The organism is Mesorhizobium sp. B2-6-4, assembly GCF_006441495.1.
Taxonomy (GTDB): Bacteria; Pseudomonadota; Alphaproteobacteria; order Rhizobiales; family Rhizobiaceae; genus Mesorhizobium.
Window position 1 is genome coordinate 102,083 of sequence record NZ_VFUE01000004.1, and the last position, 24,610, is coordinate 126,692.

Sequence of the window (24,610 nt, forward strand, 5' to 3'; positions counted from 1 at the left end):
GGAACAGAGTGGCCGGGACCCTGACCTGGATCAACACCGGGCTCCTGAAAAGAGGCTAGAAACGCCAGAACGTCGCCCGCCAGGCCGGCGGCGAAGCAGGTGGCACCATGTTCGAATATAGCGTTGAGGCCAGACGGACCGATGCACGAGGCAGCGTGGCCACGACCAAGAACGCCGCCCTTGTTCTCGACACCTGTCTCAAGGGCCGGGCCGATGCCTTCAATCCAGCCGAATTGCTTCTGGCGGCCATCGCAGCCTGCATGATCAAGGGCATCGAGCGCGTCACGCCGATGCTCGGTTTCAAGCTACGCGGCGTCAAGGTTGCGTTGCATGCCGTTCGGCGAGACAGCCCGCCGGGAATTGCCTCGATCGACTATGAACTTGTGGTCGACACCGAGGAAACCGACCAGCGGCTGGAACTGCTGCACAAGAATGTCCGCAAGTACGGCACGATTTCCAATACTGTCGCTGCGGCTACGAAACTCGCGGGCACGATCCGCAGAAAAACATGAGCAGCCGCATGACAATCTGTCCCCGATCAGCTGGCAGTGCGCCGCTTGTGGGCCAATGACGGCATCGTCTCGACCGCCAACCTGATCGTCAGCGTGCTGTCGGGGCGGCGCCGATGCAGTCAAATACCGCTGTGGGTGGCGAGAGGAGCCGCGCGGTATTTCTCCCGTACGATGTGCCCGAAATGCGCCAAAGGCCATGGCACCAATTAAGTCATCGGTGTCGTGCCGGTGGCCCAAGGTTTCGGGGGGAATAGAGCGCTGGCCTCGAACCAGGTGCCGCATTCCCCTCTGACAATTTCAACGGCGTCCTCGAGCTTGCCGATTGCAGCAGACTTGCCTGTCGCTTCAATGAATTCGATTGCAGCGCTGACCTTTGGTCCCATGGAGCCGGCCGGAAAAGTCCTGCCCGATAGCTCCTTGGGGCTCACGCGCCGGAGCGCCCGAGCGGCCGCTGTTCCGTAGTCGACGTAGACGGCGTCGACATCCGTCAGCATCAGCAGCATGTCTGCCTTCAACTCGCGAGCGAGAAGCGAGCTTGCCAGATCCTTGTCGATAACTGCTTCCACACCGCAAAGACTGCCGTCATCACGGGTTATTACTGGAACCCCGCCGCCGCCGGTGCAGATGACGATCACGCCGCGCTCGACCAGGAACGAGATCACCGATGCTTCCAGGATCACCAGCGGCTTGGGCGAAGGCACGACGCGGCGCCATTTGTCGCCATCGGGCGCTATCTGCCAGCCACGCTCCGCCGCAAGCCTGCGAGCCGTCACCTCATCGTAGACCGGCCCTATCGGCTTCGTCGGGTGGCCGAAGGCCGGATCGTTCGGGTTCACCTTCACCTGTGTCAGCAGGGTTGCGAACAGCCTCTGCTTGAGGAGGTTGCCGAGCTCCTGCTCGATCACATATCCGATCATGCCGGCGCTCTCCGCCCCAAGCACGTCGAGGGGAAACGTCCCATCGCCCGGGCTGGCTGCGGCCTGGAGGGCGAGCAGGCCGACCTGCGGGCCGTTGCCGTGCGTAACTACAACCGAGTGTCCTTCGCCGATGAGTTCCACGAGCACTGATGCGGCGCGTTTGATGTTGGCGCGCTGGTTCCCGGCCGTCATCGGTTCGCCACGGCGTAGCAGTGCGTTTCCGCCCAACGCGACGACGATCAGCATCTCAGTTGCCGATCGTGGCGACGAGCAGGGCTTTGATCGTGTGCATTCGATTTTCGGCCTGGTCGAAAACGATGGACGCAGCCGACTCGAACACCTCGTCGGTGACTTCCATGCAGTCGATGCCGTATTCCTTCGCGATGAACGCGCCGATCTCGGTATTGGTGTCGTGGAAGGCTGGCAGGCAATGCATGAATTTGACGTGAGGGTTGCCGGCGGCGGCCATAACCTCGCTGGTGACGCGGTATGGCGTCAGAAGGCGAATGCGCTCTGCCCAGCCTGATTTGTCCTCGCCCATCGACATCCAAACGTCGGTATAGATGAAATCGGCATCCCGGACGCAGCCCTCTACGTCCTCGTCCAGCCTGAAGCGGCCACCGCTGCGTTGCGCCAGTTCCCTGACATGGGCGCAGAATTCTTCATCTGGCCAGAGTTCTCTCGGCGAGGCGATGCGCATGTCGATACCGACCTTGGCTGCGCCCAGCGCCAGCGACAAAGCGACATTGTCGCGACCCTCGCCGACGAAGGTGACGGTCATGTCCGACAGGTGCCTGTGGGTGAACTCGCGCATGGTCATCAGATCGGCGAGGATCTGCGTCGGATGCGCCTCGTCGGTGAGGCCGTTGTAGACCGGCACGCCAGCGTGCATTGCAAGCAGTTCGGCTTGATGCTGGCCAAAGCCGCGATACTCGATCGCGTCATACATGCGGCCGAGCACACGGGCCGTGTCCTTCATGGATTCCTTGTGGCCGATATGACTGCCGCTCGGTCCGAAATAGGTGACATGGGCGCCCTGGTCATAGGCCGCCACCTCGAACCCGGTCCGCGTGCGCGTCGAATCCTTCTCGAAGATCAGCGCGATGTTCTTTCTGACAAGACGCGGTATCTCATGACCGGCGAGCTTGGCCGCCTTGAGATCCGCGGCCAGCTTCAGAAGAAAGCGGATCTCATCGGCCGCGAGATCGTCGAGCGTGAGGACGGAGCGGCCGTGAAGATTGATCGACATGGGAACTTCCTTTCGGGTCAGATCGGGTCGCGGGCAATCGGGCAGGTCATGCAGTGCCCGCCGCCGCGCCCGCGGCTGAGTTCAGCGCCCTCGACTGTGATCACTTCAATTCCTGCCCGGCGCAAAAGGGTGTTGGTGTAGACATTGCGGTCGTAGCCGATGACCACGCCAGGCTCGACCGCAACGACGTTATTGCCGTCATCCCATTGCTCGCGTTCGGCCTCGTAGCGGTCCCCGCCGGTGGCGATGATCCGCAGCGATTTCAATCCGAGCGCTTCGGTAACCACCGCCGTGAACGGCTTGGTTTCTTCTGTAACTTCGACTGCTGCCTCTCCGTCTCCTGGTCGAAGCGAGAAGCTGCGCAGCCGCTCGACCACGGGCGGATACATGGTGACCAGATCGCGGTCGCAGAAGGTGAAGACGGTGTCGAGATGCATGAAACTGCGATCCCGCGGCATCAGCGCAGCGATCACGCGAGTCGCTTCACCGGCCGCGAACAGCTTGCGCGCGAGGTCGCCTACCGCCTGCGGCGTCGTGCGTTCTCCCATGCCGACGATAACCGTTCCGTCGCCGATCGGCATGACGTCACCGCCCTCCAGGCTGGTGCCTGTTCCCAGGTCGGGCGAAACGAAAGGGATGCCGCTGTCACTAAAGCGGGGATGGTAGCGGTACACCGCTTCGACATTGGCCGCTTCTGGCCGCCTTGCGGGCCAGTACATGGCGTTGACCGAGACCGAGCCGTAGATCCAGCAGGAGCTGTCCCTGGTGAAAAGCTGGTTCGGCAGCGGCGGAAGCACGAAATCCTGGGGCGCGAGCGTCCTTCCGGTCAATCCCTTGGGTTCGAACGGAAGCTCTGCACGGGCGATGCCGCCGACAAGATAGGCCGCCAGCTGTTCGGATGGCATTTCGTCGAGCCACCCGCGCATCTCGTTGACCATGTCGAGCCCGACGACGCCGGGATGAATCCGGCGGTCGAGAAGCCAGTCGCGAGCCTCGGTCAGGTTGACGGTCTCGGCCAGCAGTCTCCCGAACGAATGCACCAGCACGCCGCGCTCGCGCAGTGCGTCGACAAAGACATCATGCTCCTGCCGGGCCTTCTTGACCCAAAGGACATCGTCGAAGAGCAACGCCTTGCAATTGTCCGGCGTCAGCCTTTGCAGGCTAAGATCGGGGCGGTGCACCAGCACCTCGCGGAGCCGGCCGATTTCAGAAAAGGCGCCGAGTCTGACCGTTGTGACAGGTGCGTTCATAATGGGCTAATGCTCCCGTTCCAGATGAGGTAGGCGGCAGCGATACCCGCGACGACAATCGCTGCGGCGAGCGCTGCTTCGACAGGGTGGAACACGCGCTGGTTGGTTTCGCGGCGCGCCCAGATGTAGAAGATGATTCCCGGCGCATAGAGGATCGCGCACATGAACAGGTACGCAGGTCCGGCCGCATAGACGAGCCACAGTCCATAGATTGTCGCCAGCACACCGGCTACGAGTGGTCCTGCGCGCTGTTCGCCGCTTTCATAGCTTTCCCCGGTCAGGGCCAGCTTGGCCGCGTAGGCTCCCGAAAAGATGTAAGGCACCAGGATAGCGGCCGATGCGATATAGAACAGCGCCTGGTAGGTGCCCTGCGCAAAGAGCGTGATCACGAGGAAGGCCTGGACGAGCACGTTGGTGATCAGCAGCGATGTCGAGGGAACGCCGCGCTCGCTTTCCCGGCCGAAGAACCTCGGCATCGTCCCGTCCTTGCCGGCGACATGCGGTATTTCGGCGGCGAGCAAGGTCCAGCTCAGGAAGGCCCCGATGACCGAGACAACGAGTGCAAGATTGATGATAACGGCGCCCCAGGGACCGACCACCGCCTCCAGCACGCCCGCCATGGAAGGGTTCTTCAGCGCGGCGAGTTCAGGCTGGCCGAGGATGCCGAGCGACAGCAGTGAAACCAGGGCATAGAGCGCGAGACAGGTGAAGAAGCCGAGAACCGTCGCCGTTGCGATGTCCTTGCGGCGCTCGGCACGGCCGGAAAACACGCTGGCGCCTTCGATGCCGATGAAGACCCACAGCGTCACCAGCATCGTGCTCTTGACCTGCGCGGCGATGGTGCCGAGAGAGGCGTTGCCAAGCCCGTTGAAATCGAGCGACCAGACCTGCAGTTTAAAGGCGACGGCGATGACCCCGACGAAGAGGATGACCGGAGCAATCTTCGCCACGGTCACGACGGTGTTGACGACCGCGGCCTGCCGGATGCCTGAGAGAACGAGGAAGTGAATGAGCCACAGCAGGATCGATGCGCCGAGCACCGCCTGCCAGGTATTCCCATCGCCGAAGGCGGGGAAGAAGTAGGACAGGGCGCTGAATACGATCACCGCATACGAGACATTGCCGACCCAGGCGCTGATCCAATAGCCCCAGGCGCTGTTGAAGCCGATGAAAGGACCGAAGCCGGCCTTGGCGTAAGCGTAGGGCCCGGCGTCGAGTTCGGATTTGCGGGTGGCGAGCGATTGATAGACGAAGACCAACGCCAGCATCCCGACCGCAGTGATGGCCCAACCAATCAGGATTGCAAGCGGGCCAGCACCCGCCGCCATGTTCTGCGGTAGGCTGAACACTCCAGAGCCGACCATCGAGCCGATCACCAGTGCGGTCAGGGAACCCAATCGAAGTTTTGACGGCAACGCGGTCGCGACTTTCCGAACACGAATGTTGATGTCCGCCGTAGTCATGATGCTCTCCCAAATTTGAAGCCCTGATGGGAGGCAATAGACAGGAGTTCCGCACTGCCATCTTTGATGCGGGTCAATCAAAAGGTGATTTCCAAAGCTGCGCGTTGAGGTCACGCACCGCGCTCAATCGGCGATCGTTTGATCCTCATCAACGTCGACACGAACTCGGCACTGCATAGTCAGTTCGTTTAACCGGGCGAGCGTGGCCCGCCCACAAGAAGAGATGCAACCATGAACAACAATATCTTGAGGCAGGACATCATCGATGAATTGGAGTTCCAGCCAAGCATCGACGCGGCCAATATCGGCGTCGCCGTGGACAACGGCGTGGTCACGCTGACCGGCCATGTGTCGACCTATGCGCAAAAGGCAACCGCGGAAGACGCGGTACGCCGCGTCAAGGGTGTGAAGGGTATCGCGCAGGAGATCGAAGTGCGACCAGTCGGCTGCAATCTGACAGCCGACGACGAGATTGCCAAGCGCGCTTTGCACTCGATCAGCTGGAATACCGTCGTTCCAGACGGAGCGGTACAGGTAAGAGTCCAGAATGGCTGGGTGACGCTGACCGGCAAGGTGGAGTGGCAGTACCAGAGATCCGCCGCGTTCGCTGCCATTCGATACTTGGCGGGCGTGCTCGGGGTGCACAACAGCATCGAGGTGCTACCGCACGCATCGGCGTCGGATGTGAAGAAACGCATCGAGGACGCGTTGAAACGCAGCGCTGAAGTCGAGTCGAAGGCGATAGAAGTCAACGTATCCGACGGCAAGGTCACGTTGAAGGGCAAGGTCAACAGCTGGGCCGAACGTCGCACAACAGAGCGCGCCGCCTGGGCTGTGCCCGGAGTGCGTATGGTCGAAGACCACATTACAATCGCTTGATGCCTCGGAACGTCAAAGGGAAGCGAGCGTGATCCGCGCACTTGTTTCTTGCGGCGAACTCCAGGAGTTGTCATGAGAGCGATGGTGCTCGAAAGCATCGGCATGCCCTTGAAGCTGATTGAAAGACCCAATCCCGTAGCTGGACCCGGTGAAATCAGGTTGAAGGTTGAGGCATGCGCCGTCTGTCGCACCGACCTGCACGTCACTGACGGTGATCTGCGTTGTCCAAAACTGCCGCTGATTCCGGGTCACGAGATTGTTGGCATAATCGATTCTGTCGGCAAGGGTGTCGCGCGGTCGAGGGTGGGACGCCGAGTTGGCGTACCATGGCTCGGGCACACTTGCGGGCATTGTCCCTACTGCGCCACAGGACATGAAAATCTTTGCGATCAGCCAGATTTCACGGGCTACACACGCGATGGCGGCTTCGCCAGCCATGTCATTGCCGACGCGCAATTTGCCTTCGATCCGGACCGGGATGCCGATCCCGTATCGCTGGCGCCGTTGCTGTGCGCCGGCCTGATCGGCTGGCGATGCCTGAAGAAGGCCGGTGATGGCAAGCGGCTTGGGATTTACGGCTTCGGCGCCGCCGCGCATATCGTCGCTCAGATCGCGATCTGGCAAGGCCGTGAGATTTTCGCTGTTACCCGGCCCGGTGACGAGCAAGCACAGGATTTCGCTCGCTCGCTCGGAGCGACCTGGGCAGGCGGTTCGGATCAACTTCCGCCCAGGCAGCTCGATGCCGCGATCATCTTCGCTCCTGTGGGTGACCTGGTGCCGATCGCTTGGTGCGGTCCGCAAGGGCGGCCGGGTGGTTTGTGGCGGCATCCACATGAGCGACATTCCGGCCATGGCCTACGAGTTGCTCTGGGGAGAGCGTGAACTGGTGTCGGTGGCAAACCTGACGCGCCGCGATGCCGAAGAGTTCTTCCCCATTGCCAAGCGCGCGCAGGTACGCACCCACACCAAGGTCTACCCGCTGGAACAGGCCAATCAGGCACTGGACGATCTGAGGCAAGGCAGATTGAGCGGCACCGCCGTTCTGGTGCCGTGATTAGCAGTTGAGGATTATCTGGCCTGCTCGCCGAGATCTCGCATCCGGCTGATCCAGTTCGCGCGGGTCGCATCGCTGGCGCCGGCGACCATGCCGAACAAGGTCTCACGCACCGGACTGATGCCGACAAAATGCAGAATGCTTCGCTTCATGCCGGCGATGCCGTGTCCAAGGAACCATACTCGGTAAAGAACGGAAGGCATACCCATCGTCACCACGACGCGCGCGGAGCGACCTCGAAGCAGTGTCTTGGTGAAGCCGCCGCCCGTGTCCGGGTAGGCGAAGGCCGTCCCTGGCCGCATCACCTGTTCCAGGAATGCCTTGAGCAGAGCCGGCATGGTTCCGAGCCACAGCGGAAACACGAAGACGATGTGCTCGGCCCACACGATCGCCTCGGCTGCATCCTTCAGTTCGTCGGGAACCGTACCATGTTCGAACTCCTGCATCGTCCGCAGCATCGGAAAATCAAGCGCTGCCAGATCGACCCGGCGAACCGCGTGCCCCGCCTTCTCCGCGCCCTCGCCATAGGCCTTGGCGAGATTGCGGCAGAGCCGGTCCGGGGACGGGTCGGGATGACCGACCACAATGAGGATGCGTCGTGACATCGTCTACTCCCAGAGAGCTTGGCGTTGCCCCGTCAGGGCCGCTCGACCCTTGCCACCTGGTAGGTGTGCATGGCGCCGTTGCGCTCAATCGACACGTACTCGCCGGTCACGAACCGTTCGTCGCCGAGATGAAATCCGATCTCGTCGTCGCGATCCCCGTCGGCGTAGTCGAAGAACCACTGTCCACCAGGTTTGCGCCTCAGCCGGCCAATCAAATCCTCCTCGCCGGTGCGAAAGCGGCGCACGCGGCAAGAGGCCCTGTGCGATTTCCACTCTTCCGCATCGATCCGCCCTTCGCCAGTCAACGGGGCCAGCACGTCGTAGCCCTCGTCGCGGTCGCCTTCCGGGTGGCCCTTTTCACGGGCCAGCAACAGCCGGACATTGCGGAATTTCGGGGTGAGGTCCTTCAAACTGGTCATGGCGAACTCCTTTCACGGAGTTTCATAGAGCGGCGGACGGACCTGGCCCTTGATCCGCATCAAAGAAGGACTCGATCGCCCCGCTTCTACCCAGGACCAAGCAACAACGTGGCGCCGTAGCCGGCGGTCGCAGCGGCGAAGGTTGCGCCGGCCAGCGGCAACCAGAACCCAATCGGCCCGGCAAATACCGCCAATGACAGGCGACCGATCGCATTTGCGGCCAGTGCCGCCAGCACCGCTTGGCCGATAGTCTCGACAGGGGCCGAATGCTTGACCAGCCGCAAGGCACTGAGCACCGAGACGTCGACATCGAACGTGCCTGCCAGCACCGAACTCGCCAGCAGACCGCGCCCGCCGAATTGAGCGGCCAGCCCGGCACTCGCGGTCGCCACGATCGCAAAGAACAAGGCAAAGAGCAGCAAAGGGCCCAGTTCGAATGGATTGCGCGCAATCGCGCTGCCTTCGCCGCTTCCTTTGTCGCGGGTCAGCAGCAACGCGCCGCAGACAGCGAAGGCGAGCGCTGCGGCAATCGCCGGAATGGCGACCGATGCGAGCACGCTTGGCTCGACGATCAGAACCACGGCGCAGACGCGGAGCACTGAAACCATGGCCGCCAGCGAAGCCGCCCCGGCAAGCGGCAGAGGGTTGCTTGCCGACATGGCGTTGCGGGCAAGCGCTAAGGTCACGGCGGTGGAAGAGACGATCGCGCCGGCGAGCGAACTGACCAGCAGACCACGCGTATTTCCCAGAATGCGAACAGCCACATAGCCGGCGAACGAAATCGAGGCCATCAGCACCGTCAGGAACCAGACCTCCCACGGATTGAAACCGCCCCACGGGTCCATCGTCCGGTTCGGCAGTAAGGGCAGCACGATCGCCGTCATCACCGCCAGGATCAGCGCGGAACGAAGTTCGACCCAGGTCAGTCGCTTCAAAAGACCGTGCAGGACCTCGCGGCTGGCCAGGATTGCCGCCAATGCCGCCCCACCGGCAGCAGCCGCTCCATAATCACCGGCGACGGAAAGCGCGCCAAGCGCGAAAACGCCGAGGCCAGCGATCACGCTCGTGACGCTGAAATCTTCGTCATGGGCAGCCTCGCGCGCCTTGTACCAGGCGAAGACAGCGGCAAAAGCGATGAATCCGCCGACCAGCACCGATACCGCATCGAGCGCTTCGGCGAGTGCGGCCAGAATGCCGCCGAGCAGGCCGGATATGCCGAACGTGCGAATGCCAGCCGTGCGGCTGCGATCGGGTGCATCCCGCTCTTGCCAGCCACGCTCCAAACCGACGAGCAGGCCAATTGCCAGGGCCAGTCCGAGCCGGGCGATGAGCGGATCCATGGCGCGGCGACTTTCAGGCGGTGACCGTCGGCAGGCGGTCACGAACCCACCTGACGATCTGGCCTGCCGTCATTGCGCCGGATGTACGCGCGATTTCGCGCCCACCATGGAAGAGGATCATTGTCGGGATGCCGCGAATGTCGAGCCTTGCCGCGATGGCCTGCTCATTGTCCGAATTGAGCTTGATCAGGCGAACATGCGGCTCCAGTTCATTTGCTGCCGCTTCATACGCCGGCGCCATCATCTTGCAGGGGCCGCACCATGGTGCCCAGATATCGACGACAACGGGCAAGCTGCTGCGCGCGATCTGATGATCGAAAGTCGCGGCGTCGACGTCTTCGGGATGCCCCGAAAACAGCCTGATCCCGCACTTTCCGCATTTCGCCTCCCTGGCATTGCGGGCCGGCGGCAGGCGGTTGACCCCACCACATTTGCTGCAAACCACCAGATTCTGCTGTGCCATGGCCCTTCACCGATTTTGCTCTCGACCACTATGCGCGCCCTAGACGTCCGTCGCCAAGAGTGCGCAGAGCGTTGAGGATGACCGCCACGTCGATCCCTTCCTGAAGCAATGCACCTGCCACCGGCGTGATCTGCCCCATGGCCGCCGCAATCATTGCTATCGCCGAGAGCGCCAACCCGACAACGATGCTTTGCAGGGCAATCGCACGCGTCCGCTGGGCAATCCGCACAGCCTCGGCGACAGACTCCAGCCGGTCGACGAGAATGATGACATCCGCTGCTTCGGAAGAGGCCGTCGCCCCGCGCGCCCCCATGGCGACGCCAACCGTCGCGGCGGCAAGGGCAGGCGCATCGTTGATGCCATCGCCAACCATCATTGTTGGCGCTGCTGCTTTCTCGGCCACGACCGTCGTGACCTTATCCGCAGGAACGGCGTCGGCGACGATGACATCCAGATCGAGCCTGGAGGAAACACGCTTTGCTGCTGCACCGTCATCACCTGTCAGCATGACCATGCGCGCGATGCCAGCCGAGCGCAGATTGGCGAGCGAGTCGCGTGCATCGGGACGCAACGCATCGCCAAAGGTGAAAATGCCGGCAAGGTGTTTGCCGAGCGTGACAAAAACCCTCAACACCGGTTCGTCCCGGTATCGGTCCTCACCGTTTTTCGCCCATTCGGGCAGCGGCTTGTCGGCGAGCACGAGAGCCCGCGATCCCGCCGCGATCGAGATGTTTTCGACTTGGCCCTTCAGGCCCGCACCGCGATATTCGCGGACGTCATGCGGATGCGAAAGCGTCAGCTGGCTTTCGCGCGCCGCCCGGATGATCGAGTCGGCAAGGACATGGTGCGAGGCCTGTTCCAATGATGCCAGAAGTTGCAACAGATGGTTGGCATCTCGGCCGGGTGCAGCTTCGATTTCGAGGAGCTCGGCGCCTCCGATGGTCAAGGTGCCGGTCTTGTCGAAGATCGCGGTCCGAACCTGCGCGAGGGCTTCCAGCGCCGCTGAGCCTTTCATCAGGATGCCGGCACGCGCGGCGCGCGATACGCCGCCGATGAAGGCAACAGGAGCAGCGAGGATGAGCGGGCAAGGTGTCGCGACAACCAGCACGGCAAGCGCCCGGATTGGATCGCCGGAGATGTACCAGGCGGCACCGGAAATCAGCAAAGTGGCTGGCAGCAGGAACAGCGCGAAGCGGTCGGCCATGCGGATGAACGGGGATTTCGCCGTCTGCGCCGCAGCCACCATGCGTACGATCGCGGCGTAGGTGCTGTGCTCTGCCAAGGCAGAAGCCTGCATGCTGAAGGTCTCGCCCGCATTGATGGTGCCGCTGCGCAGCATGTCGCCCGCTTTCCGCCGTTCCGGCAGCGGCTCACCGGTCACCGCCGACTCGTCGAGCGAGGCCGAAGCATCGAGCAGGATGCCGTCGACGGGAAGCAGTTCGCCGGCACGCACCAGCAGGTTGTCACCGACGGCCACTTCTTCGACCGGGATCATTTCTGTCCCATGTGTCGACTTGCGATGTGCGACACGCGGCGACCGGTCTGTGAGTGCCCTGAGGTTCCGCTCGGCGCGGCCGCGGGCAAAATCCTCAAGCACGGTACCGCCGGCATACATGATGGCGACCACCACTGCCGCCAGTGGTTGGCCGAGTAGCAGTGCGGCGGACATCGACACCAACGCAATTGCATCGACTCCGAAGCGGCCGATCCAGAAATCGCGCAGAATGGAGATGGCGAGAGCCACAACCACGGGCAGGGTTGCCACCATCCAGATCGTGTCCGCCTCGATGCGCCACGGCCCGGTCCGCCAAACAACGGCCCCGATGGCCAAGCCAAGGACGGCGATGACCAACAAGACGCGGCGCAGGACCGACTCGTTCATGCGATGCTTTCCGATCTGAACGATGGCCGCCTGATCTTCGCGGGAGTTCGCGCAACAGTTACTCGCGATGACCGGGCAAGGCTTTGATCCAACGCAATGAACGGGCAAGATCGATGGACGATCATCGCCACGAACAGGAGACATGAGGGTGACGATCCGAAATCTCGAACATGCGTTCGCCCCGAAATCGGTTGCCGTGTTCGGGGCATCGCTGCGCGCCGGCTCTGTCGGGCGTGTCGTCTTCGACAACATCGTCAATGGCGGCTTCGAAGGCGATATCTGGCCGGTCAACCCGAAATATTCGCAGGTGGCTGGTCGACGCTGCTACGCGAAGGCGGCCGACCTGCCAGGGATTCCCGACCTGGGTGTCATCGTGACGCCGCCGGAAACAGTTCCCGGCATCGTGCGCGATCTTGCTGAAAAGGGCACGCGGGCGGCGGTCGTCATCACCGCCGGGCTGACGCGCGAGAACGGCTTGCGTCAGGCGATGCTCGACGCTGCCAAGCCCACTCTTTTTCGCATCATCGGGCCGAACACGGTCGGGCTGATGATCCCGCCATTACGGCTCAATGCCGGATTTGCGCATATGGCCGCCAGACCCGGCAACATCGCACTGCTGTCGCAATCCGGCGCCATCGCCACATCGCTGATAGACTGGGCGGCGGACAACCATGTCGGTTTCTCGCAGATCGTCTCTCTGGGCGACATGGCGGATGTCGACGTGGGAGACTGTCTCGACATGCTGGCGGGCGACATGCACACGCGCGCCATCGTGATGTATCTCGAAACCATTCCCAATCCGCGCAAGTTCATCTCGGCTGCCCGTGCGGCAGCACGCATCAAGCCGGTGATCGCGATCAAGTCGGGCCGGCACGAGCAATCGGCCAAAGCGGCCGCGACCCATACCGGCGCGCTATCGGGCGCCGATCGCGTCGTCGATGCGGCATTGCTGCGCGCTGGCATACTGCGCGTCAAAGGCCTGACAGAGCTCTTTGATGCCGCTGAGACGATAGCCCGCTTTGCGCCACTCAAACGAGCCCGTGTCGGCATCGTCACCAATGGCGGCGGAGCAGGGGTATTGGCCATCGATCAACTCGTGGACTGCAAAGGCGAATTGGCCGCGTTTTCGGCGGCCACGATCGAACGCCTGAATGCCATGTTGCCGCAAACTTGGTCGCACGCCAATCCGGTTGACATCATCGGTGACGCCCCGCCGAAGCGCTACAGGGCCGCTGTCGAAGCCGTGGCGGCCGACCCTGAAACGGACGTCGTCCTGGTGATGAATTGTCCGACGGGGCTGAGTTCGCCGCTTGCCGCGGCGAGCGCGGTTGCGGGACTCACAAGGGAAGGGATGATCGCCGGCAAACCGATCCTGACCTGCTGGCTCGGCGAGCACACGGCGCGCGAAGGGCGGCTAACCCTTCAGGATGCCGGCCTCGCCAGTTTCGAAACGCCGGCCGACGCGGCAATGGCTGTCTCCTACCTTAGCGATTGGTCGCGTGCCCAGCGGGCATTGATGCGCACGCCGTCGAGCCGCAGTGAGGACGTCGCGAGCGATCGGGAAGCCGTGCTTGCCATATTCAGGCAGGTCGCAAGCGAGGGGCGGCGAATGCTGACCGAGCCCGAAGCCAAGGCAGCGATTTCCGCCTATGGCATTCCGGTGCCCGAGACGATCGTCGCCAGATCTCCTGTCGCAGTGGAAGCGGCTGCCGGCCGGCTCCTCAAGACGTCCGAGCAGGTCGTCGTCAAGCTGTTGTCCAAGGCGATCTCGCACAAGTCGGACATTGGCGGGGTCATGCTTGGCATTGCTACCTCTGCTGCCGCTGGGGACGCCGCACGCTCAATCGAGGCGCGCGTGCGCAAGTCCGAACCGCAGGCTGATATTGAAGGCTATGCTGTCCAGCCCATGGTGGTGCGGAAACAGGCGCAGGAATTGATCCTTGGTATCAGCCGCGATCCGATTTTCGGCCCGACCATTCTGTTTGGAGCCGGTGGCGTTGCGGTCGAGGTGATGGACGATACCGCGATCGCGCTGCCGCCGCTCGACGACGTTCTTTCCGGTGACCTGATCAGGCAAACGCGGATCGGCCGCCTGCTCGCCGGGTTCCGCGATCGCAAGCCGGCAGACAGGCAATCGATCATTGCTGCACTCAACAGCTTGTCGCAGATGATCATCGACTTTCCGTGCCTGGTTTCGTTGGACATCAATCCGCTGCTGGCCGACGCCGAGGGCGTGATTGCGCTTGACGCCCGCATCGAGATCGAGCCGGAACGCGTGGAAGACGCGGGGCCTAACCCGGCACTTGCCATCAGGCCTTATCCTTCAGGTTGGGAAAAGACGTTTTCGGCGGGCGACACGCACTATAAGGTCCGCCCGATCAAGCCTGCCGACATCGCGCTCTATCCCGAATTCCTTGCCAGGATTTCGCCTGACGATCTGCGCCTGCGTTTTCTGTCGCCGCACAAGAGCTTCTCCGACCAGATGTTGAAGCGTCTCACCCAGCTCGACTACGATCGCAACATGGCTTTCGTGGCTCTGGAGACGAGCACTGGCGCACCGGCGGGTATCAGCCGCCTGTCTTGCGATCCGGACCACATTGTCGCCGAGTACGCCTTGCTGGTGCGTACGGATCTGCAAAGTCATGGTCTGGGTTGGGAATTGCTCCGGCATCTCGTCAATTATGCGAAGGCCGATGGGATTGATCGAATCGAAGGGATAATGCTCGGTGAGAACACGAGAATGCTGGTCATGTGCCGCGAGTTCGGCTTCTCGATAAGGCATCATCCGAGTGAACCCGGCCTTGTCGAGGCAATTCTCGAACTGCGTTGAGGCCGATCGCCCGGCCGCGGTCAGGAGCCTGTGCGCATGGCTTTGGAACTATTGCCCTCGGAAACCTCTCTCAATTCCGCGACAGTGTCGGCGAGCTTTCGATCGGCGTTGATCTTCTGCCAGCTAGAAGCGGTGGCATTTCGCTGCAATTGCCGCGAGAGAATATCCATGGTGGCGTCTGAAGGACCGCCCTTGCGTTCACCAACCCGCTGCAAAAGGACAAGTGGGTCTGCCTCCAACCAAAATCCGAAGAATCTGATAGCCCGGCTGCGCGCCGCCTTCTCGATCCGCTTCCGGTCGGTGTACCTGTCGAAGACGGCATCGGCGATGACCGAGCCGCCCTGCGAAAGGATCAGGCCGGCGCGCCATGCCATTTCGCTGTAAACGTGGTTGGAAACCTCCAGTCGATAGGCTCTGTCCGGCAGCCTGGTCTCGGCCGGGACGCCATACATGGCCTTGCGTATGCGATCGCTTTCGACAATGCGGGCGCCGGGCGGCGCGCCGATATGGGCAGCGAGCGCCTCGGCAATGGTCGTCTTGCCGGAGCCACTCAGGCCACCGATAGCGACGAGCCGCGGAGGCGTTTTCTGGAGCAATGCTTGGGCAAGGTCGAAATAGGATCTGGCCTCGGCAGTCAATTTGTTGGAACCAGCACTCCCCTCCTCGACCTGGGTTGCTGTGACGTGGGCGCGCACGGCAGCGCGCACCGCCATGAAAAAGGGCAGCAGGATGAACCCGTCCTCGTCGTCGGTTTCGTCGAGATAGCGGTTCATCACAAGGTTGGCGAGCTGCGGAAAACCGCGATGCCAAAGGTCCATCAGCAGGAAGGCAAGATCGTAGAGGACGTCGATACTGGCGATCTGGTCGTTGAATTCGATGCAATCGAAGAGGCGTGGCTCGCCGTCGAAAAGGCAGATGTTGCGCAAATGCAGGTCGCCATGGCAGCGGCGGATCTTGCCCGCGGCTTCGCGGTTGTCGAGCAATCCGGAGTGTCGGGCGAGGACCGCGCGAAAGGCCTCGGCAAAGGTCCCGCTCTCTGCTTTTTTGAAGACATGACTGGTGGCAAAGCCGGCCTCGTTTATGTCAAGCACGCCGGCGAGATTGGATGAACCACTGCCATTGCGGATCGTCGGCGCGGCACGATGGTAGCCGACGATCATGCGCGCGACTGCAGTCATTAGCGCCGGCGTCAATTCTCCGGTGGTGGCCATGCGATCGAGAAGCTTGGACTGATCGAAGCGGATCATCTCGATCGTCGCGTCGACCACTTGCCCCGCGCCGTCAAAAGCCATTTTGCCATCGGCTTCGCGTGTGATTTGACGCACCCCCAGGTAAAGGCCGGATGCGGTCTTCGAGTTGAGTTCCACCTCTTTCTCGCAAGCGGCCAGCCTGAGGGCTGGCGTTGAGAAATCGACATAGGGCAGCTTGACCGCCCGCTTCATCTTGTAGGCGCGTTCATCGATTAAAAAAATATGCGAGATATGGGTCTCAATCGCCTCGACCGGCCCGGTGGCGCGATAGGAAGCAGGATCAAGCAGAAACGCGACGGCGGCTTGCTGATCGTCGACGATCATGGCCGGCCTTCCCAGTGTATTCCGAAATTCGTTCCGCCATCTACGCTCATTGCTGCAGTGTCTGGACATAACCTGCCAATTCTTGGATCCGTTCCCTGGTGACGATTTCGCCGGCGTTTGGGCCGTATTTCTTCATGTCGGCAGGCAGGAACTGGCTGCCCCACACGGGCATGTCGCGCTCGCCATGCGCCGGCACCGTGGCGCGGCCGTCGATCACGGCATAGACGCGCCAGTAGGGGAATTCGCCGCCATTGCGCCTGGAGAGGCGCGTCAAGTCGCTCGGCCGCTTCACCAGTTCGTCACCCAAAGGTCCATCGCCCTTGCCGTCCGACCCATGGCAGACGGCGCACGAACTCATGTATTCGGCCTTGCCATCGCCGAGATCCTGGGCACAGGCCGTATGGAAGGTCATGCCTGCGAGAGCCGCCGCGACCAGGAGTTTCATTGGCGTTGACCCGATTGATCGGTTGAACCCTACAGTTCTGATTTGCCACGACGTTGATGCGGATCAAACACCGCGCATAAGGTGTTTGATTCAGCGCAATGAACGCGGTGGCCCCATCGGCTATGGCTTCGACACCGAGTGAACCTTCACTCGAGCGAGGAGTTGCAATCATGGCGTTCAAGACATTGCTTACGGTTACCGGACCGAACCAGGGCGAGGGCGATCTGAAGCTCGCCGCCAACCTTTGCGAACAGGTCGGCGCTCATCTCTCCGTGCTGGTGCTCGAACTGGCCGCACCGCCCTCGGGCGGTGAGTATGCCGCTATTGTCTCGCCCGCCTGGCTTGAGGATCGGCAGGCGGAGTTGAAAAGGCTTGAGAAACGAATTGCGAACGTCGCAGGGTTTCTCGCCCAGAGCGCCGTGTCTGCTGATCTGAGTGACGACTATCCCGACATGGGATGGGCAGACGACGTCATCGGAAGGCGCGCCCGCTACGCCGACCTGACCATTCTGGGACCGGATCTGCTGGCAAGCCATGCGCTGAAGGACAAAGTCATCGAGGGAACACTGTTTTCATCGGGAAAGCCCATTCTGCTCGTTCCCGATGGCTCGCGCCCGACGTTGAAGCCGAAACGCATCCTGGTTGCCTGGGACTCCCGCCTTGAGTCATCGCGCGCCGTCCGCGAGTCGCTCGATATGTTGAAAGATGCCGAAGGGGTTCACCTAGTCATCGTCGATCCAGTTGAAAATGAGTTCCATCATGGCGAGGAGCCAGGCGCCGATGCTGCCGCCTATCTCGCCCGACACGGCGTGAAGGTTACGGTCGAACGACTGCCGAGCGCGAACCATTCGGTTGCCGACGTGCTTCGCCAACATGCCGGCGACGTTGGGGCCGAGCTGATGGTCATGGGCGCCTATGGCCATTCCCGGTTGCGCGAGCGCATTTTCGGCGGCGTCACGAAGTCGATGCTTGACGATCAATCGCTGCCGATCCTGATGGCACGATAACAAATCCACGTCACCGAAAAACGGGCCGGCGCTGATTGCGCCGGCCCATCCCATTTCCCGCAATCGATTGGTCGAGCGACCTACTCGCTTGCTTCTCGTCCGGACACGTGCTCGATGAGGATACGGAAGAAGACATGCGGTGCACTGTCGGCCGTGGGAGGAGCGACCGGCTTGAGTGCACCCGGCTCCCACCAGTCCGTATGCTTGCTCAATACCGACCAGGCATGATCCCGCTGAAGCTTGTGGCCGATCCGATCAGGCAACTCTTCGTATCAGCCGTCGACGACGACGCTTCTCCATCCTCGCCCTTGGCCATGTTCGTCGACCTGGACGGACACCAACGAATTGGCGCGCATCCATTCGATCTTCTTGCCCGGCATGGAAAATGCGTAAAGATGAGCATCCGCATGGGCGTAGTAGAAGGGCACGACGTAGGGCTGCCCGTCGTTAGCGCATGCCAGTCGGCCAAGACGATTGGCTGTCGGTATCTTGGTGCACTCCAAGGCAGAAAGCGTGCGGATCAGCATGACGTGATCTCCTATTTCTCGCGGTTGTCCCGTGTCTTTGAACCATCGCCAACGGCGTGTTGTGCACTTCGGTGCTGTCCGGCTTTTTGCGACCGAACAGCCTCGTCCATCGCAGCGGCGACATCGCTGTCGGAGAGTTGAGGAAACCGAAGGTAATGGTAATTCAGGGCATGGAACTGTTCTGGCTGACTGAGGCAAACCACACGATCCGCTTCCTGTGCCAGTTCGGCTACTGTCTCCTGCGGTGAAACAGGAAGAGCCACGATGATTTCCCGCGGTGACCGGCGCCTAAGAGCGCGCGACTTTCATTGTTGTACCGGTCACTGCACCGTCATCCACTATGATCGCTGTCTTGCCGGCGATCGACAGGGGCCGCCGGTTGCCTCGATACGCAAGGCACCTGCGTTCAAGTTCAGGACGTTCTTTGGCGATCAAGACACGAAGCTCGTCATCGTCGAGCGCGTAAGCCTCGACGATCTCACGGTTCAACACGACGTCCCCAGGCTGGCCGTCGACGATTGCAGCAACGGCCAGTTCGGAATTGCCTGGGGCGCCGACCCTGCGGACGATGAGCAGATCGAGAGGAGCGTTGAGAGCCTTGGCCACCTCCACTGCGACAGGAGCCCCACCTCGCGGCAATGCCAGCACGACAGGCTGGTGCAGTTGAAGCTTGCTCAGCTCCATGCCAAGCTTCGCTCCAGCCTCTTCCCGGTCGCGGAACATCGGTCAATCCACCGGCCACAATTTTCGAAGCGACTTCTTCATCGAGTTTCTGACCTGTACAATTTCGCCGCGCGAAATATGACGGTCGAGAAGCTTGAACACCGCGTTGATAGCGACATCGAAATCGACGTCGTCATCATAGCCGAAACTGGTTCTGACGCTGAGGACAAAATCACTTTTCTTGCGCTCGCACGCAGGCCCCGATGGATTCCAGCCTTCGAAGTAGATGCCACGAATCAAAACAGGCAATTGCGGCGAGAGATCGGCCGTTTCCGCTAGCGACAGCCAGTCTCGCACTGTATGCAAAACTGACCTCAGGAGGCGGCACGCGCTCGGTTCGCTCCAGCAAAGATCCCTGGCAAGCTCGTTGACCCACTGCTGCGCCTGCTGGGCAGCGTGGGTGAAGCCGGCAAAGGATGTGTGAGAACAATGCCCCATGGCGATGCTCCTAAGATTTGAGTTCTATTTTTAGGCAGCAGAAAGCCAAGAGCATTGAGCAGGATCAAATCCTTGAATGGTGCGCCCCAGACAAGGCTTCTCGCCCGCGTCGGCCGCACAGAAGCCGATCAAATCGGCCTCATGCCGTTGAGCGAGATCCCACGCCATCGAGATGAGCGGTGCGGCGATTGCGTCCACGTCCAGTTGAACCATGATCGTCTGAAAGTCATCGCGGCAGCCCTTTTGCGGTTGAAGCGACCTAGCCACGAAGAAGGGGCAAGGGCCTTGATGCGCGTCAAACACGGCAACGAGACCAGACGGCGCTCGATTGCCCGTGCATTCCGGCAAAGGTCATGCGCCTGTTGATCCTGATCAACGACCTGACGGCGAATGGCGGTAGCGTTGTCTGGTGGGCATTTTGTTTGCCGCCTCACAATGGAGTAACCAATGATGCAGACCCATCCAGAGCCGTCGCAATTCGGCATGCAACCCTTGCCGATAGCGGAAAATGGCCAGAAGCTCATTCTCGCTGCCGCGTCTCTTCAGGCTCACACCTTCAAGGCGATGATGCGCTATCAGATTGAAACGCTCGCGTTTCTGAAACATCGTTACGAGCAGGATGTTAAGCTTGCCGAGGATCTCATCGACGGTTCCGAGTTCAACGACGCCTTCGACATCTTCTCCACCTTCCTGCAGAATGCAGCATCGGAATACGCCACGGAAGCCGGCAAGGTTGCGGCACTGACCTCCAAGCTCGCTTCGGAAACGGCTAGGCGCGTGCGCAAGGAAACTAGAACCGCTATCGAGGACGTGGCGGCGAAGACAGTCGCGTAGATTGGAAATGCGGAGGCCAGCAACCATGAACGCCTGTATGAGCAGTGCTGGTGAAGGTCGTCTACGGGTTTCCGCGCTGGCGGCGGCGTTATTTGGCTCCCTACTGCCAGCCCTGGCCGATGGCGTAACGGAACATGGAAAGGCGTTGGTGGAAGTCAATTGCGCTCGCTGCCACGCCATTGGAGAAACCGACAAGAGCAGCCATCCCGACGCGCCCGCCTTTCGCGCCCTGTCGAAGCGCTATCCGATTGCGGATCTCGAGGAAGCACTCGCCGAAGGCATTTCGACCGGCCATCCGGACATGCCTGAGTGGGTTGCCAGCCCCGACCAGATCGAGGCAATCATCGCCTATATCAGCAGCTTGCAGCAACCGTGATCGAGGCCACTGAGACGGCAGGCGCCCGAGCCTGACGGCTCTGCGGGCCGATCGCGGCCCCAGCAGAGCAGCCCCAGACCGAACTAGGGCAACATTCGGTCGGCGGCACGGAAGAACGTTCGCGCATGCGCCACGATCTGGGCCTCCGTTGGATGATCCGCCGGTTCGATGCCGACAATGCGATCGTTCAAGTGGGGATGGTGGTCGCGGATATGCTTGGCCAGTTCATCCTTTGCCGATCCCGGCCCCACGATCAACCATTCCCTCGCAGGCTGCAGGGCGTCGACGACGTCGTGGTAGAAGGACTGGTTTTCCGGTGCACGCTTGCCGTCGACGGTGCCTGCCTTGTTGTGGGTCTGGTGATGCGCAAGCGTGGTGGCAAGCCTCAGGCTCTCGGCTGCCTCACGATTGAAGAAAAACACCTTGGCTTCGCGATGGTCCAGCCAGGCGACGGCATGTTGGTCTGCATGTCTATGGATCCTTGAGTTTTTTGTTGGGGGATGCGCGCAATCGACGCGGTGAGGCACCGCTTGCCTCACGCGGACTGAGACTCCAGCGTTGCCAGGATCGAGCCGGGTTCGATGACGGCATTCGCTGTGGCAACGATCGTCGCGCGGCCAGCTGCCGGCGCGACAATCTCGTGCAGCGCGTCCTCAATTCGAACTTCGGCTATTCGCTCACCGGCCTCGATATCGTCACCGCTGTCAATGAACCAACGCTCCAGAATGCCCTCGGGCAACATGCTGGACGCCCATAGCGCTTCGTCGACCTTGATATACTGCATCGCAATTCTCCTTATGCGGTCGAATGATATTCCCGTCGCCACGGCGGTCCTTGATCACGATCAATGAGCAAACAGGATGCGAGCCCTCTCGAAGGTGGCCCGCAATCGGCACGTGTTTGACCGGCATCAAGGCGTCGAGTGCCAGCGGGTGCACTTCATCATGCATTCGACCGCATCATCGAAAGGCGCCGGCTATGTCCTACAAGTCGATTATCGTGAACCTTGCCGTGGATGCACCTCCCGCGGCCATGGTGAAATTGGGGATCGAGCTTGCGGAGCGATTTGGAGCCCGTCTTATCGGTCTGGCGGCAGCGGATGTCCCGCCACTGGTCGCGACTGGCGACGGCTATTGATGATCTCCCGTACCGTACCCGGCGAAGTTGACCAGCAATCCATTCCCGACGGCGGTGCCTATTGGTCGATCGAGACCAATGACCTCCTGCGACGCCTCGAGACGTCTGCCTTGGGCCTTGCCACTTCCGAGGCCGCATCCAGGCTTGCAAAGTTCGGCCGAAACACGCCGGCTTCGCGGTCCGGCACGTCGGCGTTGACCGTCTTTGTCCGGCAATTCCGCAGCCCACTGGTCCTGATCCTTATTTTCGCGGCCACCGTGTCGGCTTTCGTCGGCGAGGGGCAGGAGGCTACAATCATTGGTGCGATTGTGCTGGCAAGCTGCATCCTCAGCTTTACCCAGGAGTACGGCGCGTCGCGTGCCACGGAAGCGCTGAGACAGCGCATTTCGCGCAAGGCTGTCGTGCTGCGTGATGGTATTGAGTGCTCGCTTGCTGCCGAAGATATCGTGCCGGGCGATGTGATCCGGCTTTCCGCCGGAAACCTCATTCCCGCGGACGGTATCATCCTGGGCGCACGCGATTTCAATGTCAGCGAGGCCGTGCTGACGGGTGAAACCTTTCCTGTCGTGAAGGCACCAGGACGGGCGTTGCCAGAGGCTTCCCTCGCACAGCGCACCAATGCGGTCTTCACCGGCACATCGGTCCGCAGTGGCACTGCAACCGTGCTTGCGGTAGCCACCGGCACCAGCACCGAATTTGCATCCATCGCTGCGGCCTTGGAGCGACAAATTCCCGAAACAGGGTTTGCCCAGGGTATCAGGCTGTTCGGCTATCTGATGACCGAGATCATGCTGGCGATTGTCATCCTGGTGTTCTTCGCCAACCTGATGCTCCATCGACCGCTGATTGAATCACTGCTGTTTTCGCTTGCACTCGCGGTTGGCCTCACGCCGGAGCTTCTTCCGGCGATCATCAGCGTGACGCTTGCTCGAGGTGCCCGGGCGATGGCGGCCAATGGCGTCATCGTGCGCCGTCTCGATGCCATCGAGAATTTGGGCAGCATGGATCTGCTTTGCACCGACAAGACCGGAACACTGACCGAAGGCGTCATCCACCTCGATGGATGGCTCGATGTCGACGGCAATCCGTCGACGGATATCCTGCTTTGGGCACGTCTCAATGCGACCATGCAGACCGGACTGAAGAACCCGCTGGACGAAGCGATCGCTGGTGCACCGGATCAGGGCGCATCATCGGTCGTCGTCACGAAGGTCGACGAGATCCCTTACGATTTCATCCGCAAGCGGCTATCCGTTGTTGTCCGGATCAAGGATGCCGACGATCTCCTGATCACGAAGGGCGCCGTACAAAATGTCCTCGAAACCTGCAGCTTTGTCTGTACGGTGAGAGGGCTGGAGCCCCTCGATGAGACGCACCGTGCGGCAATCGATGAGAAATTCCGGCGCTGGAGCGCGGACGGCTACCGCGTTCTAGGCGTGGCAATCCGTCGATTTGAAAGCCAGAATGCATTTAGCAGAAAAGATGAGATCGATCTCTCCTTCGCGGGCTTCCTGCTTTTCCTCGACCCGCCAAAGGAAGGCGTTGGGGAGACACTTGCAGCACTCGCCCGCCGTGGCGTCGCGGTAAAGGTCATTTCGGGCGACAACCGTTACGTCGCCGCGCATCTCGCCGACGCGGTCGGCTTGCGAGCTGACAAGATCATGACCGGTGAGAACCTGTCGAAGCTGACGAAGAGCGCGCTTTTCGCAAGCGTGCAGCACACCGATCTCTTCGTCGAAATCGATCCCAACCAGAAGGAGCGCATCGTTCAGGCATTCCGGAGCCGGGGCCATGTCGTCGGCTATCTGGGCGATGGCATCAACGATGCGCCCGCTTTGCACGAGGCCGACATCGGCATCTCGGTCGACTCGGCAGTCGATGTCGCCCGCGAGGCTGCCGACATTATCCTTCTCAAACAGGATTTGGGCGTACTGGTGCGCGGTGTTGACGACGGCCGCAAGACCTTCGCCAACACGATGAAATATATCTCCATCACGACCAGCGCCAATTTCGGGAACATGATCAGCATGGCCGTCGCCTCGCTGTTCCTGCCCTTCCTGCCGCTGCTGGCAGCGCAGATCCTGCTCAACAACTTCCTGTCGGACATTCCCTCGTTGGCTATCGCCGGCGACAATGTCGACGCAGACCAACTGCGCAGACCGCATCGCTGGGACATCGGCTTTGTCAGGCGATTCATGATCGGCTTTGGTTTGGTCAGTTCGCTATTTGACTTCGCAACCTTCGCTTTTTTGCTGTTTGTTGCACATGCGACAGCGGCTGCCTTCCAGACTGGATGGTTCGTCGAGTCACTGCTGACAGAGCTCGCCATCGTGCTCATCGTGCGCACGCACAAGGCGTTCTGGGCGAGCCGTCCTAGCCTTCTGCTTGCATGGCTTACGCTCGCAGTGGCGGCTGTTGCGGTCATCATACCTTACGTGCCCGCAACAGTGCGCTTCGGCTTTGTGCCGCTGCCGCTGCCCGTGCTTGTTGGACTCGTTTCGATCACCACGCTCTATCTGTTGGCCTCGGAGGTAACCAAGCGCTGGTTCTTTGATCGTGAGAGCAGACACTCGCATCGATCGGGATCAGGGCGGACCCACGCCAATAGAACCGTACCCCGTCCGACCCATGCCCAAAGAGTTGCTCATGAGTGAGACTTCAGGCATGGCAAGAAATGCAGCCATAC

24 protein-coding genes and 3 pseudogenes are annotated in these 24,610 nt (G+C 61.3%); 9 read left to right on the plus strand and 18 right to left on the minus strand.

Annotated elements, in window-relative coordinates; genetic code table 11:
• The first annotated feature begins 107 nt into the window (after nt 1-107).
• On the plus strand, nt 108-512 hold the full coding sequence (locus tag FJ426_RS07040) for an OsmC family protein (protein ID WP_140824907.1): 405 nt from the start codon (nt 108-110) through the stop codon (nt 510-512).
• A 206-nt stretch (nt 513-718) separates the two neighbouring features.
• On the opposite strand, the gene arcC is transcribed toward FJ426_RS07040, so the two are convergent.
• From arcC to arcD, 4 genes are read right to left on the minus strand one after another with little or no spacing between them, the layout of a single operon-like run.
• On the minus strand, nt 719-1,675 hold the full coding sequence (arcC, locus tag FJ426_RS07045) for a carbamate kinase (protein ID WP_140824911.1): 957 nt from the start codon (nt 1,673-1,675) through the stop codon (nt 719-721).
• Nucleotide 1,676: 1 nt separating this feature from the next.
• On the minus strand, nt 1,677-2,678 hold the full coding sequence (gene argF, locus FJ426_RS07050; RefSeq protein ID WP_140824914.1) for an ornithine carbamoyltransferase: 1,002 nt from the start codon (nt 2,676-2,678) through the stop codon (nt 1,677-1,679).
• Nucleotides 2,679-2,695: 17 nt separating this feature from the next.
• On the minus strand, nt 2,696-3,928 hold the full coding sequence (locus FJ426_RS07055) for an arginine deiminase (RefSeq protein ID WP_140824917.1): 1,233 nt from the start codon (nt 3,926-3,928) through the stop codon (nt 2,696-2,698).
• On the minus strand, nt 3,925-5,391 hold the full coding sequence (arcD, locus tag FJ426_RS07060; protein ID WP_140824919.1) for an arginine-ornithine antiporter: 1,467 nt from the start codon (nt 5,389-5,391) through the stop codon (nt 3,925-3,927). The genes FJ426_RS07055 and arcD overlap by 4 nt, the downstream gene beginning before the upstream one ends.
• A gap of 231 nt (nt 5,392-5,622) precedes the next feature.
• Between arcD and FJ426_RS07065 the strand changes: the two genes are divergently transcribed.
• Complete coding sequence (locus tag FJ426_RS07065) at nt 5,623-6,270, plus strand: BON domain-containing protein (RefSeq protein ID WP_140824921.1); 648 nt, start codon at nt 5,623-5,625, stop codon at nt 6,268-6,270.
• Nucleotides 6,271-6,342: 72 nt separating this feature from the next.
• Nucleotides 6,343-7,324 (plus strand): annotated as a pseudogene (locus tag FJ426_RS07070) (zinc-dependent alcohol dehydrogenase family protein).
• 14 nt (nt 7,325-7,338) lie between these two features.
• On the opposite strand, the gene FJ426_RS07075 reads toward FJ426_RS07070, so the two are convergent.
• From FJ426_RS07075 to FJ426_RS07095, 5 genes are all read right to left on the minus strand, one after another.
• Nucleotides 7,339-7,929, minus strand: coding sequence for an NAD(P)H-dependent oxidoreductase (locus tag FJ426_RS07075; protein WP_140824922.1), 591 nt, complete (start codon nt 7,927-7,929; stop codon nt 7,339-7,341).
• 32 nt (nt 7,930-7,961) lie between these two features.
• Nucleotides 7,962-8,348, minus strand: coding sequence for a hypothetical protein (locus FJ426_RS07080; protein ID WP_140824924.1), 387 nt, complete (start codon nt 8,346-8,348; stop codon nt 7,962-7,964).
• Between the two features lie 86 nt (nt 8,349-8,434).
• Nucleotides 8,435-9,688 (minus strand): MgtC/SapB family protein, encoded by a 1,254-nt coding sequence (locus tag FJ426_RS07085; RefSeq protein WP_140824925.1) that lies wholly within the window; start codon nt 9,686-9,688, stop codon nt 8,435-8,437.
• A gap of 13 nt (nt 9,689-9,701) precedes the next feature.
• Entirely contained in the window at nt 9,702-10,151 is a 450-nt protein-coding gene (trxC, locus tag FJ426_RS07090; RefSeq protein WP_140824926.1) for a thioredoxin TrxC, read from the minus strand.
• A 28-nt stretch (nt 10,152-10,179) separates the two neighbouring features.
• Complete coding sequence (locus tag FJ426_RS07095) at nt 10,180-12,033, minus strand: heavy metal translocating P-type ATPase (RefSeq protein WP_140825145.1); 1,854 nt, start codon at nt 12,031-12,033, stop codon at nt 10,180-10,182.
• 148 nt (nt 12,034-12,181) lie between these two features.
• Between FJ426_RS07095 and FJ426_RS07100 the strand changes: the two genes are divergently transcribed.
• A complete protein-coding gene (locus FJ426_RS07100) occupies nt 12,182-14,863 on the plus strand; it encodes a bifunctional acetate--CoA ligase family protein/GNAT family N-acetyltransferase (RefSeq protein ID WP_140824928.1) in 2,682 nt (893 codons plus the stop codon).
• Between the two features lie 20 nt (nt 14,864-14,883).
• On the opposite strand, the gene FJ426_RS07105 is transcribed toward FJ426_RS07100, so the two are convergent.
• Both FJ426_RS07105 and FJ426_RS07110 read right to left on the minus strand, forming a co-directional pair.
• Complete coding sequence (locus FJ426_RS07105; protein ID WP_140824930.1) at nt 14,884-16,437, minus strand: bifunctional aminoglycoside phosphotransferase/ATP-binding protein; 1,554 nt, start codon at nt 16,435-16,437, stop codon at nt 14,884-14,886.
• A 46-nt stretch (nt 16,438-16,483) separates the two neighbouring features.
• On the minus strand, nt 16,484-16,882 hold the full coding sequence (locus FJ426_RS07110) for a c-type cytochrome (RefSeq protein ID WP_140824934.1): 399 nt from the start codon (nt 16,880-16,882) through the stop codon (nt 16,484-16,486).
• Nucleotides 16,883-17,052: 170 nt separating this feature from the next.
• On the opposite strand from FJ426_RS07110, the gene FJ426_RS07115 reads away from it, so the two are divergent.
• On the plus strand, nt 17,053-17,889 hold the full coding sequence (locus FJ426_RS07115; protein WP_140825146.1) for a universal stress protein: 837 nt from the start codon (nt 17,053-17,055) through the stop codon (nt 17,887-17,889).
• A gap of 80 nt (nt 17,890-17,969) precedes the next feature.
• Here FJ426_RS07115 and FJ426_RS07120 read toward each other — a convergent pair.
• From FJ426_RS07120 to FJ426_RS07135, 5 genes and pseudogenes are all read right to left on the minus strand, one after another.
• A pseudogene (locus FJ426_RS07120) lies at nt 17,970-18,416 on the minus strand (pyridoxamine 5'-phosphate oxidase family protein).
• Between the two features lie 11 nt (nt 18,417-18,427).
• Nucleotides 18,428-18,679 (minus strand): hypothetical protein, encoded by a 252-nt coding sequence (locus FJ426_RS32145; RefSeq protein WP_348643696.1) that lies wholly within the window; start codon nt 18,677-18,679, stop codon nt 18,428-18,430.
• A 25-nt stretch (nt 18,680-18,704) separates the two neighbouring features.
• Nucleotides 18,705-19,139, minus strand: a complete 435-nt coding sequence (locus tag FJ426_RS32150) for a phosphoribosyltransferase family protein (protein WP_348643697.1) — start codon at nt 19,137-19,139, stop codon at nt 18,705-18,707.
• A 3-nt stretch (nt 19,140-19,142) separates the two neighbouring features.
• Nucleotides 19,143-19,577 (minus strand): DUF2267 domain-containing protein, encoded by a 435-nt coding sequence (locus FJ426_RS07130; RefSeq protein WP_140824937.1) that lies wholly within the window; start codon nt 19,575-19,577, stop codon nt 19,143-19,145.
• Between the two features lie 30 nt (nt 19,578-19,607).
• Complete coding sequence (locus tag FJ426_RS07135) at nt 19,608-19,790, minus strand: hypothetical protein (protein WP_140824940.1); 183 nt, start codon at nt 19,788-19,790, stop codon at nt 19,608-19,610.
• A 234-nt stretch (nt 19,791-20,024) separates the two neighbouring features.
• On the opposite strand from FJ426_RS07135, the gene FJ426_RS07140 reads away from it, so the two are divergent.
• Together FJ426_RS07140 and FJ426_RS07145 are read left to right on the plus strand one after the other, a co-directional pair.
• Nucleotides 20,025-20,411, plus strand: a complete 387-nt coding sequence (locus tag FJ426_RS07140) for a phasin family protein (protein ID WP_140824941.1) — start codon at nt 20,025-20,027, stop codon at nt 20,409-20,411.
• A gap of 25 nt (nt 20,412-20,436) precedes the next feature.
• Entirely contained in the window at nt 20,437-20,787 is a 351-nt protein-coding gene (locus FJ426_RS07145; RefSeq protein ID WP_246675501.1) for a cytochrome c, read from the plus strand.
• An 83-nt stretch (nt 20,788-20,870) separates the two neighbouring features.
• Here FJ426_RS07145 and FJ426_RS07150 read toward each other — a convergent pair whose 3' ends face one another.
• Nucleotides 20,871-21,314, minus strand: coding sequence for a translational machinery protein (locus FJ426_RS07150; RefSeq protein WP_140824943.1), 444 nt, complete (start codon nt 21,312-21,314; stop codon nt 20,871-20,873).
• Between the two features lie 8 nt (nt 21,315-21,322).
• On the minus strand, nt 21,323-21,571 hold the full coding sequence (locus FJ426_RS07155; protein WP_140824944.1) for a lipoyl domain-containing protein: 249 nt from the start codon (nt 21,569-21,571) through the stop codon (nt 21,323-21,325).
• A gap of 194 nt (nt 21,572-21,765) precedes the next feature.
• Here FJ426_RS07155 and FJ426_RS07160 point away from each other — a divergent pair.
• Nucleotides 21,766-21,918, plus strand: a pseudogene (locus FJ426_RS07160) (universal stress protein); the annotation flags it as partial.
• Nucleotides 21,919-21,923: 5 nt separating this feature from the next.
• Nucleotides 21,924-24,578 carry a magnesium-translocating P-type ATPase gene (gene mgtA / locus FJ426_RS07165; RefSeq protein ID WP_140825148.1) on the plus strand — a complete coding sequence of 885 codons (2,655 nt, stop codon included), beginning with the start codon at nt 21,924-21,926 and terminating at the stop codon, nt 24,576-24,578.
• Nucleotides 24,579-24,610: the final 32 nt, after the last annotated feature.